This is a genomic window from Priestia sp. 53B2 (assembly GCF_056099005.1).
This window is the reverse complement of sequence record NZ_JBLZXA010000024.1, coordinates 1-11,126: the sequence shown is the minus strand read 5'-3', so window position 1 is coordinate 11,126 and position 11,126 is coordinate 1. Positions and strand designations below refer to the sequence as shown.

The window sequence follows — 11,126 nt, the reverse complement described above, 5'->3', positions numbered from 1 at the left end:
GTGATGAGGATACGACAGCAAATGGACCTGCAATGGGAGGCTTGAGCCGTATGAGTTGAAAGGCTCACGTACGGTTCTTAGGGGAGTCAGGGGCAGTGATGCCCCTCGCTTACCCGACTTAACTAAACGTTTATAAGATATAAGGTTATAAGACAGAAAAACCTATTGGTTCATCCGGCACCAGTAGGTTTTTCTGTCTAAAACAACAAGGATTTTAAAGTATTGGATAGATGCCTCACGGCGTCTTGAATAGTTAGTTTGTTCCGGATGTGAAAATTTATTCGTTGTTGGCCAATTTACATTTTAATTTTATAAATAGACATACTAATTGTATCCAATTTATTTAGTAATCGAAGGTGGAAGTCTAATAATAATGTATGTCTTTGTGTGCTTTCTAGTTTTTAATTTAATAGCATTTTTCGCACCTAAAAGATTAGCCCCTATTGAAATATATGCTACATGTATTTTTGCCTACGCTTATGGGGTAACAACAGATTTAGTGTTAGACCTGCATTACAATTTGTATGGTTATCTTCAAAAAGGGTTTCAGTGGTTATCGCTTTTAGCAGTTATTATGTATTTTCCCTCTATCAGTTTTTTATTTTTGAATTTTTACCCATTTAACAAAGCTTTAGGAAGAAAAGTACTTTATATTTTAAGTTGGACACTTTTTTCTGTTGTATTCGAATGGTTCGTAGTTAACACGGATTTTTTTTATTATAATGGCTGGAAATTACTATATTCGGCTCTAGTATACCCAATTATTTTTCTTATTCTTGTAAGTAACTTGAAATTGGTGAGAAAAATAATTTCTAGTAAACGATAATTATCCTTCTGAAAACTCGAAAAAAATTTAAAAAAATTACCTGTTAAGTTATTTTATTAGGTTCTTTTTTGTTGGGTTCCCTTAATTGACATTATAGTAACTAAAAATATATATGATATACATTAAAAAAAGCAGAAGCAGTAGCTACCTCTTCATTAGATAGTTACTTCTGATTCTGAATAGCAGTTAATTCATCTTATTCCTTGCATTAAGAAAATACATCCACACATGTATGACAGTTGTCATACTAGTTACTTGACGTTTGTATGTTTTATTACCAGCTACTATGCGCTACTATAAATTAATAAAGAAGAGCTGAATATTAAACACGGTAAAGATTTAAGGAGGATAACATGAGCAAACAAAAAACGACTGAACTAAGAAAAAATGTAGCACCTTTTGAAAAATCCAATACGAAATCGAGTATAAAGCAATTAATAAACACTTTCCTTCCGTTTTTACTACTTTGGTTTCTAGCTTATCAAAGTTTGTCCGTTTCTTATTGGCTAACATTGCCATTAGCTATTGTTACAGCCGGGTTCGTCGTCCGAATCTTTATTATTTTCCATGATTGTTGTCATCAATCATTTTTCAAAAGTCGAAAAGTGAATAATATCCTTGGTACAATTAGTGGGGTTATCACCATGTTTCCGTATGAACAGTGGAAACGAAGCCACTCGATTCATCATGCCACGAGCAGCAACTTAGATAAACGAGGAACTGGTGATGTGTGGGTCATGACAGTTGATGAGTATGTTGCAGCTTCCTACTGGGGCCGGTTAGCTTACCGAGTTTACCGCAATCCAATTGTTATGTTTGGATTAGGTCCCATCTATCTTTTCTTAGTTTCTAACCGATTGAATCGAAAAGACGCGAAACGAAAGGAACGTTTGAACACATATTTAACCAATTTCTCAATTGTTGCAGTGTATGCACTTTTATGTTGGGGTATTGGTTGGCAAGCTTTTCTGCTCGTTCAAGCTCCCATTCTTTTTGTAGCAGGATCACTTGGAATTTGGCTATTTTACGTACAGCATCAATTTGAGGATTCCTACTTTGAAAACGAAAAGGAGTGGGATTACGTGAAGGCTGCGGTTGATGGTAGCTCCTATTACAAGCTTCCTAAAGTTTTACAATGGGTAACAGGTAATATTGGTTTCCATCATGTACATCATTTGGCTCCAAGAGTTCCAAACTATAATTTAGAAAAGGCACATGAGTCTACGCCACCATTACAGAAAGCAACAACAATTACACTAAGCACAAGCTTGAAGTCCCTTCGTTTTCGACTTTTAGATCAACAAAATAAAAAATTTGTAAGCTTCAAAGAAATTAAGCATCTAATAGACATTAAAAAATCTCGTATGAATTTGAATAATAAAAGGCCAAATCTAGATAAAAATTGAATATTCATACGATAAAACTATTCATTTCCTAATAAAAAATACCTGGACGAGTTGAACTATAATCCGAATAAGGGTCACTACATAAAAAGTGTCCCTTATTCGCTATTTGTCTACATTGTGTGTAAATCTTAAAACCTTTTATTTAATACACCTTCACTTAAACTTAAACTATCCTCTTGACGACAGTTAACAACTCATTCGTGAAAATCTATCTTTTCTAACGCTTAAAACTAAATTTATAAGTACTTAAAAAACATTGGATTAGAAAAAACTGATGTTTTTTTAGCACTTTAAACTCAGAAACTCATACTAATTTAACTTTTCCTAATGAATCTTGTTCCTTAATTTCACAAGTACCATTGTTATGTAACCACACAGCAGTATAATTTTTTCTTTAAATATGACATTACAATCAACCTTCACTGATTATCCTTAACCCTCCTTAATACTTGCTAATTTTCGACATAAAAAGAGGGATTCCTTTAGAATAACTCCCAGAGAGTATTGCAGATGAATATCTCCTATCGATTGATTGATAACTAATTATCTCTTTACATTGAATAATATTTTTATTTACCCAGGATATTTTACGTTCTTAAAATCTACGTATATTTCAAAAAGTCCATAAAAAATAATATAATCACTTTTTATAATTACAGATATAACTTTTCATAATGTAAGCGTTTTCTGTTATAATTAAATCAGGTGGATGGCATGCGTGGCTATCGTTGTATTTGGCGCAGGTGGAGCCCATACAAAAAGAAAGAATGAACTTTTTTAACTCTGTGTTGTGTTACATACAACTTGATACATACAAGTTAATACAATCAATAAGTACATTATTAATTTGTATGTATAAGAGATTACTAGATAGGTAATGATAGAAGTAAGAAACATAAATAAAGGAGGAAAAGAATAAACAGGTATTTTCTAATTTTATTGATGAAGACCGATTCGAACTACATTCATACCTTATTTATTTATTCAATCAATCTCAGGACAAAGATGTAATTCAGTTAGAAGATGAACATATAACATGATAAATGTACACATATTGTAAAGTGGAAGGGTAAATATATGAATAAAAAATAGGATAAGCGACCCTACTGTTCGAATTAGGATAGATAAGTCGCTTTTTATTGTTCTCATGTAAAGGCTTCCTGTTAGTGGGTTAATTCTATTACAGAGGGTATTCTATGAGATACTTCGAAGCTGTTTAGTTAATCGTAAGAGGGTGTCTTTATCTTTATTCTTTGAAGCTTGTTCCATTTGCACCAAAATTTCTGTTTTTTGAACGTCACGTAGATTTTTCATTGGTAAAAGTTGATTAAATGTAGAATTTCTGTCTTTTATCTCTCCTATCTTTGTGCAAACGTTTTTCTTTGTATTCCACACCCATCATTCTTGTTCCTTTAAAAGCTTTCCATATATAATAAACAGAAACTCAGTCAAAAAAGACTGAGTTTCTGTTTATTATATGCTATTTACACCACTTTCTACCATAGCATGTTCCCAGCTAGGGAAAAAATAAAGTGCATTTTTCATTAGTTTTGGATGTGTTTGCTTTACTTTTTTCTTTTTTAAAGATTGTCCATTTGTTCCTAAGTACTGGATTTGGGCTTTGACTTCTTCGACCGTCATATCGGCTTGCATAAGATCACTCCCTTTATCAAGTTGACCCTATTATTCCCTTCATTTAGATAGGTAAAACATATACTTCTAGAATTAGCTTATATTTATTTATATTTAATACAAATTATGAAGAATAACTACAACAAAGACTGCCCAATATGTATAAGCCTTCTACCAAGGATTCTTTCTCCGGAGTATGCAGCTTTTTATACATATGCTTGTCTCAGAAAATAGTCTTTATGAAGAAAAAATATATGTTATTATTTAACTCCAGTTATAGATTCCTTTAAAAAGTTACCATTTCAAATGCTTTTAGAATAAGGGTGTTTTTTCTTATTTAACTACTAAAGAAACTTCCACTCTTTCTTTTTCTCTTATAATGATGATGTCCATAACTTCCCTGATGATCACGGCCTTTTCTATAATCATCACTACTGCTATAACTCTTAAAAGGTTTTGATTTTCCTCTCTTGTAATCACTACTACTGTAATGCTTATGTTTATTATTCATTAGTGAATCAAACAGTTTCTTGAACATGATTTAACCACTCCTCATAATTAGTTTAAATCTATAAAAAACCAAAAGCGCTTTTATCTTTTTAGTAGATAAAAGCGCTTGATGTATAAACACAGACTTCACCTAACTAAAAATGTAGGCAAAGGTCTTGCTAACAATTAAGATTGCCAACAAAGCTGGAAACAAAATGTTTCGTAGTGACGACTTTTATTGTACAGCTGCTCCCCTTTGGAGTATTAAGTTGTTGTAATGGTAACGTAAATCGATTCTACAAGTCAATTAATAACTAATGTCGTCTAAAAAGGAACATCCTTTTAGACAAATGCACGTCGAAATAAAGGTTAAATAATAATTGACTTTCTCTGCTTTAGAAAAGTAATATCTAAGTACTTTATAGCTTTATAAATAGAAATTTATGTTTATTTGTCCATATGAAAATATGATATATTATATATATACTTATAATACGGCATACTATAACTAACCTAGGTAATCACAAATAAAAGCACTACTAATCCATAAATATAAATGTTATTAAAAGCGTTAGTACAGATTACTAACGTCTTTTTTACTATCTTCTTCACTTTAAGATTTCTGCACGCGCTGGAGGGAGATAACATTGAATAAAAATCAAAAGATATGGACCAAAGAGGAAGATTTATTCCTTACAAAACAATATGGACAGTTGACATTTCAAAGAATTGGTGAACACTTAAATCGTAGCAAAGAATCAGTTAATAAACGAATTATACGATTAAACCTCCGTAGTGAAGAAAATTGCTTACGTAAAAAATGGACAACGGAGCAAGATACTTTTTTAAAAGAAAATATTGATATCATGAATAATCGTGAAATAGGAAATCATTTAGATAAGAGCCCTTCTTCTGTTGCTACTCGTATTAAAATATTAAAACTAGCACGAAAAGAAACGCTACGTAGATGGACCGGTCAAGAAGATGAATATCTACTAAAGTATTATGGATCTAAATCTCTTGAACACATATCTAGACGACTACAACGAAGTATACCAGCATTAGAGTCTAGATTAAGTCGCTTAGGCGTATATGGAGTAAGGGCTTATACAGGAAATATTACAGTATATGAACTAGCAAGTTGTCTTCAAATTGATGTTCACACTATCTATAAATGGATTCAAAAAAAGGAATTGCCTCATAAAATCACAAGGGCAAAAACACGAAAATTTGTAGGAGTTGAAGTATCAGCCTTTTGGAAATGGGCTGAGCAGAATAAAAAGCTTCTTAATTTTTCTAGAATACCTAGAAATACTCTTTTGCCAGAGCCGGATTGGGTAAGGAAACAACGAAAATATGATTATTATAATCGCCCAAAATATGAAAAGAAACAGTGGACGGAAGAAGAAGATGCTCGTCTATGGTATATGTTCTACGAGGAAGGTCGTACTCAACAAGAAATCGGTCAACTTATAGGAAGATCAAGGTATGGGGTTCAACGAAGGTTAAATCGATTGCGAAAAAAGAAATTGACCACTTAAAGCGTTTATCCTTTACTTGTTTTAAGCAATAGATATATTCATTCAATATTAAAATACATCTTAAAAATAAACACACACATGTTGTCAAATCGAAACAGTTGTTTCACAGCTTTTTTGTTAAGTATGTTTAACGCCCTTACACCTTATAATTGGACAATATATTCTTGAAATAGGACAAAAATATCCATTTTTCTTATGTTAGAATCAATAAGGTCCAAAGGGATAAATTGAAGTTTTATACAATGTATCTCCAAATAATAAAAGTATAGGTGATAATGATGGCAACAATCGACGATTTTTTTAAATTAGATATTCGTATTGGTACTGTGGTAAGAGCCGAACCATTTCCAGAAGCAAGGAAACCTGCAATAAAATTAGAGATAGACTTTGGGGAGCTTGGAGTGAAATATTCTTCAGCTCAGATTACAAGACGCTATAAACCAGAACAACTGATTGGGTCTCAAGTAGTTGCTGTGGTGAACTTTCCTCCTATGCGTATTGCTGGCTTTAAATCCGAGGTACTAGTCATAGGTGGAGTTCCAGAAGATGGCGATGTAGTACTATTAAGGCCTAGTGAGTTTGTTAAAAATGGTACACCGATTGCTTAATAAAGTTGTCAAAGAAAAAACGAACTAATTTATAATTAAAATAAATAAAAAAAGCACTAGTCTTAAACTAGTGCTTTTTTATTTATGCCGTAACTTACATTACATTAAGTAAATAATAAAGCATCTTATTAAAGTGATTAGTTTTAACTTCACTCTAGTTTGCAAAAAATAACCAATTTTACTGCTATTAATATATCAATCTATCTTCTACTTACCTTTTAAGAAATTGTTTTATGTATAATAACAAAAAAATAAAAAGTACTTAACATTAATACATATTTAATAATATAATCTCTATTGAAAATACAAAACAAACGTTTTTTATAACAAGAAGTAAATGTATAAACCATGTTATGAAAATTAAAGTTTTATCATTTACTCTTATTGACGACAAATACATCATTCACTATATAGATAAAGACAACAAACTGGTGAGCTTGTCGTCTTTAGATTTCAGTCTATCCTATAATTTTTGTACAGCGTACAATAGCAATTCTTCAATGTTTCTTTTACCTAGTTCTTTCGCTTTTTGTTGCAACTCTTCCTTCAAATCACTTGTTATTTTCACGCGTAAAACTTCTAAGTCGCTATCAATATAAATACCACGGCTACGCTTATTAATTTTCCCTGAGACAAGAACTGACTCTAATAACTCAACTATTTCTTGAGCTGATTCCGTCAACAATACAGGTTTGATTTCAACGATAAATTGCTCTTTCTCTTCTTGTGGCGTAATTCTCATGTTGGTCGGGCTTAGGTATTGATAGAATAAATCCATGAGCTTATAAAGTTGTGATTTGGCATAGGCTGTTTGCTTAAAGGCAAATGTAACATAGCCTTCTTTGGTAATTGTTTTTTTCGATTCAATCTCGTAGGCTGCTTCATAGCCTCTACGAAGTAACTCTTCTACTGTTACCTCTTCATGTTGCTCTGTAACCGCCATAATTGGATCTTCTACCGAGATGATACGGGCAAACTGCTCTTTTTCTTCGTCATTCTTCACAAAAAGCTGAAAAAGCGCAATATTTTGCTCGGCATGATAAAAATGACGCTTACTCGGTTTTCGTCCAACTTCATGCGTACGCTTGAACATTTCTAGATCTTCTTCATGCACAAAATAACAATTAATGCCCCGGTATTCTTCTTGGAACGCCGGTAACAGTTCTTGCTTAATATATTTATTGACTGTTGTGACAGAGATATCCAGTTGCTGCGCTACCTCTTTGGTCGTAAGTCCAGGCCTTTTTAATTCGTCTTGTAAACGAACCACATCTTCAATATCAAATTCGTAACGTCCTTCAATATGCCAGTCCTCTTTATTAATAGGATTTAATTTTCCTTGTTGAATATATGTATAAATTGTTTTCTTTGATGAAATAGATAACATCTCCATTACATCTTCAATGGTAATAATTTTAGTAGGATTATCAATCATAATATACACTCCTTTTCTCTTTCTTCTATCTAATAATTAATTATATCATATAAACATATAATTAAAGTTTAAAAGTTTTTATAGTTAATATGTAAACTTAATAACTAACTTATAAAAATATATGTTTTATCATTTACTCTAAATGATGACAAATTGGAAATTTTTCTACAAATGATATAAAGATTAAATTATATTTTTATAAAGTAAGTTTATACTTTTACTTTTAAATAAGTTACAATTAATAAGTAATAAATATAATAAATAACTTTAAATATATATTTGATTATAGAAATATTAGATATTTAATAAAAATAATTAGTAGTTTAACTTTTGTTAGTAGAACTATTATTACGTTTTAAAGGTTCTTTATCATCTATATACATATAAATACATACTTAACCCTTACGTAGATAAGAAAACATCTTAATCCGAGGGAGATCTATAAATAAGAAGACACATTTTGCAAAAGGAGAGGTTTTATGCGAGATTTCTCATTAGTACATATAGGAACAGAAGTAAGAAAAAGAAAAGGGGATTTCAATAAAATCGTTTCACTGATGTTAGATAATAAATATTATGATGCATTAGAAGAAAGAAATGAGAATCATCAGAGAAAAAGCGAAGAGATGTTCAGTGATTTTACGGATGAAGAAATGATGTACTACTATGTCCACCAACGAAAGCATATTCGAAAGGACCGAGAACGAAAAGAAAATACAAAAACCGAATACTTACGGATTTTGCTGCAGTTTTATCAGTATGCGGTAGAAAGTGAGTCGTTCTTACGACAGGATGTAGACAGTTATATAGAAAAAACTATTTTTAAAAATCTACGCCCTTGGCATATACGGAACTACCAGAATTATTTGAGCACTGCATTGTTAGGAAAGGGAGGAAAACCTTATTCACCTGCAACTTTAGACGCTAAAATGACGATTTTAAAAAGTTTTATGAAATGGCTACATGAAACGAAGTATATTCAGCGTCCATTACACAAAGAAATCTTAAGCACATCATTATCTGAACAAGAAATTCCAAATCGAGATTTGTATTACCATGAAGTCAAACAGCTTCTAGACTACTATAAAGACCATCCTATTAATTATGGATTGTTGACAATGTTAGCGATGACAGGATTGCGTGTACAGGAAATAGCTAAAGCTTCGTGGGGAGATGTATATTTAGACAGTTTAAGTGGCCATTATCGGTTAAGAGGAGTAGGGAAGGGTGGAAAGAAATTTGATAAGTTACTTCATCCATCGCTATACGAACGCATTCTTGCTTTTCGAGAACGACGTCATGTCAGTACAGCATTAAATTCAAGTAATCAAGGTCCATTATTTCCAACTAAAGATGGTGGGTATTATCACTATAAAAACTTAAGTAATTATATTGTCCGTATCATTGAACGAACGGAATTACCTTTTATAAAAGAACGGAATGACAGGATTACGCCTCATTACTTTCGTCATTTTTATGCGATTTATAGTAGGCAGCAGGGAGCAGACATCTTTTTAATTCAAAAAGAACTAGGTCACAGTGATCGTAAGACCACCGAACGTTATCTGGAGAAGGTTTTACAGCGAGAACAAGAAATTGGACTGATGTGGAAAGAGGAGGAATTCTAATACTGGGATCAATACAAGCTTGTTGTTTAATAATTAGATATGCATACAACTTTTATTTTTAAATGTACGTAATATTTGCACCAGAACCTTATAAAAGATATAGCAGAGATTTTAGAAGAAGAGCAACATACCATACGTCGTGACTGATTAAAAGAACTTGAAGGCTATATTCCTTTTACAAAAAAGAAACATGGATATCGTATTTTAAAACAAGATGGCTTAGAGAGATTGCAATTAATCAAACATCTAAATCGCGATCAAGAGTATACACTTAAAGAGATAGCTTTATACCTTGATACTGAAGGAGAAGCATTTAAGCTTGTTCCAGAAATAAACGCTGATTCCATAGTAACTGATGAAATGAGAAGAATGAGAGAACGTCTTAAACAGTTAGGTGAAGGAGATAAAGTACTTATGAATTTAGCAGAACAGCTAACTAAGCAAAATGCTTATATAGAACATACCTTACAAGAAATAAATGAAATCTTCACTGCTGCAATGCATGAAATACTAGAAGGTAAAAATTCAATACATTAAGTCGGTATGAAGAATAACCTACTAAGAAAGGTTGGCTACAACAATTATTAGGTAAGTAAAGTTGTAAAAGCCAGTATTCAAAGACATACAATTGCTTTTTAGTAACATTTACTTTTAAAGCCGTATCCGTAGTCAAATGAAACTAAATAACCAGTCACCGGTACAATACCGAAAACTGGCTGTTTAAAAGGCGTTGTGAACCTGGCGCGAAATCGGAGGTCAGTCCCTATACTGATAGATGGTTTTTTATTTATTAAATTCACACCTTATAATAACTACTGTTTTTGAACGGTAATAAATCCGGACCTACCTCTGTTATGATTCTTAGTAAATTCAATGAAATTAATATTTTTAATTACTTCTTTTGAAGGTTTTTTATTTTCCAAAATAATTATTTGTTTATTCTGACTAACTTCGGCCAAAAATTCAAAGAAACTTGATTGCAAGTCATCTGAAGTTTTATCCTCATCCTCGTCTTCATCTTTGGACGAGGTTATTGGAGAATCGAGTATTACGAACCAAGTAGTGGGGCATAACTAATCAATAACGCATCGAGTCCATTGACCCGATGCGTTATTTTTATCATCTATTAATATAAATTCAATTTCAAATTGAATATTACGTAAAAAAATACTCTCCCATTAATGGGAGAGTATTTTTTAGCGTTTCGCTAAATCTAATGCTGTATCTGCCTTTTTTAAATCGTGATTTATTTGTTCTTCAACATCATAGGCATGGTACATTTCATTATCAATCATATATTGAGCAATCTTTTCATGAAGATCGATGGCTTCATCTAGTTGCTTTTTCAATACTTTTCGTACTTCTGGTGTTGCCGTTTCTGTGAGCGCTACCGCGTATGTTCGTACACCATTTTTCGCTGATAATAATAAATCTGTAGCAATAGCAAGATCATCTAATGTTTTGTTAAGCATACTTTTAGTAGCCATTCCTCGATCCCTCCTGTTATTGAGCTTTCTTTAATATTTTTTGTAATTCATCAATTGCTTTAGTAGACGTTTGC

General features: G+C 31.9%; 10 protein-coding genes. 6 read left to right on the top strand and 4 right to left on the bottom strand.

The window, feature by feature from the left end:
- The first annotated feature begins 373 nt into the window (after positions 1–373).
- Entirely contained in the window at positions 374–826 is a 453-nt protein-coding gene (locus tag ACN6NE_RS20225) for a CBO0543 family protein (protein ID WP_368773668.1), read from the top strand.
- Between the two features lie 353 nt (positions 827–1,179).
- Positions 1,180–2,232, top strand: coding sequence for a Delta(5) desaturase DesA (desA, locus tag ACN6NE_RS20220; protein ID WP_129703775.1), 1,053 nt, complete (start codon positions 1,180–1,182; stop codon positions 2,230–2,232).
- Positions 2,233–3,705: 1,473 nt separating this feature from the next.
- Here desA and ACN6NE_RS20215 read toward each other — a convergent pair.
- Both ACN6NE_RS20215 and ACN6NE_RS20210 read right to left on the bottom strand, forming a co-directional pair.
- Positions 3,706–3,885, bottom strand: a complete 180-nt coding sequence (locus tag ACN6NE_RS20215; RefSeq protein WP_025751503.1) for a hypothetical protein — start codon at positions 3,883–3,885, stop codon at positions 3,706–3,708.
- A gap of 316 nt (positions 3,886–4,201) precedes the next feature.
- Positions 4,202–4,402: a hypothetical protein gene (locus ACN6NE_RS20210; RefSeq protein ID WP_474326873.1), complete on the bottom strand. Its 201-nt coding sequence runs from the start codon at positions 4,400–4,402 to the stop codon at positions 4,202–4,204.
- Between the two features lie 598 nt (positions 4,403–5,000).
- Between ACN6NE_RS20210 and ACN6NE_RS20205 the strand changes: the two genes are divergently transcribed.
- Positions 5,001–5,894 (top strand): sigma-70 family RNA polymerase sigma factor, encoded by an 894-nt coding sequence (locus ACN6NE_RS20205; RefSeq protein WP_474326871.1) that lies wholly within the window; start codon positions 5,001–5,003, stop codon positions 5,892–5,894.
- A gap of 278 nt (positions 5,895–6,172) precedes the next feature.
- Positions 6,173–6,502, top strand: coding sequence for a chaperone CsaA (gene csaA / locus ACN6NE_RS20200; protein ID WP_129703771.1), 330 nt, complete (start codon positions 6,173–6,175; stop codon positions 6,500–6,502).
- A 463-nt stretch (positions 6,503–6,965) separates the two neighbouring features.
- Here the strand turns inward: csaA and ACN6NE_RS20195 are convergent, their stop codons facing one another.
- Positions 6,966–7,937: a helix-turn-helix domain-containing protein gene (locus ACN6NE_RS20195; protein WP_129703769.1), complete on the bottom strand. Its 972-nt coding sequence runs from the start codon at positions 7,935–7,937 to the stop codon at positions 6,966–6,968.
- 479 nt (positions 7,938–8,416) lie between these two features.
- On the opposite strand from ACN6NE_RS20195, the gene ACN6NE_RS20190 reads away from it, so the two are divergent.
- Positions 8,417–9,565 carry a tyrosine-type recombinase/integrase gene (locus ACN6NE_RS20190; RefSeq protein ID WP_474326868.1) on the top strand — a complete coding sequence of 383 codons (1,149 nt, stop codon included), beginning with the start codon at positions 8,417–8,419 and terminating at the stop codon, positions 9,563–9,565.
- Between the two features lie 168 nt (positions 9,566–9,733).
- Positions 9,734–10,102, top strand: coding sequence for a hypothetical protein (locus tag ACN6NE_RS20185; protein ID WP_474326876.1), 369 nt, complete (start codon positions 9,734–9,736; stop codon positions 10,100–10,102).
- 659 nt (positions 10,103–10,761) lie between these two features.
- Here ACN6NE_RS20185 and ACN6NE_RS20180 read toward each other — a convergent pair.
- Positions 10,762–11,052, bottom strand: a complete 291-nt coding sequence (locus ACN6NE_RS20180; RefSeq protein WP_129703763.1) for a spore coat protein — start codon at positions 11,050–11,052, stop codon at positions 10,762–10,764.
- Positions 11,053–11,126 lie beyond the last annotated feature (74 nt).

Bases quoted from the DNA above. Each gene is read 5' to 3' on its own strand.
- ACN6NE_RS20225 (WP_368773668.1), top strand. From the start codon at position 374: ATGTATGTCTTTGTGTGCTTTCTAGTTTTTAATTTAATAGCATTTTTC.
- desA (WP_129703775.1), top strand. From the start codon at position 1,180: ATGAGCAAACAAAAAACGACTGAACTAAGAAAAAATGTAGCACCTTTT.
- ACN6NE_RS20215 (WP_025751503.1), bottom strand. From the start codon at position 3,885: ATGCAAGCCGATATGACGGTCGAAGAAGTCAAAGCCCAAATCCAGTAC.
- ACN6NE_RS20210 (WP_474326873.1), bottom strand. From the start codon at position 4,402: ATGTTCAAGAAACTGTTTGATTCACTAATGAATAATAAACATAAGCAT.
- csaA (WP_129703771.1), top strand. From the start codon at position 6,173: ATGGCAACAATCGACGATTTTTTTAAATTAGATATTCGTATTGGTACT.
- ACN6NE_RS20195 (WP_129703769.1), bottom strand. From the start codon at position 7,937: ATGATTGATAATCCTACTAAAATTATTACCATTGAAGATGTAATGGAG.
- ACN6NE_RS20190 (WP_474326868.1), top strand. From the start codon at position 8,417: ATGCGAGATTTCTCATTAGTACATATAGGAACAGAAGTAAGAAAAAGA.
- ACN6NE_RS20180 (WP_129703763.1), bottom strand. From the start codon at position 11,052: ATGGCTACTAAAAGTATGCTTAACAAAACATTAGATGATCTTGCTATT.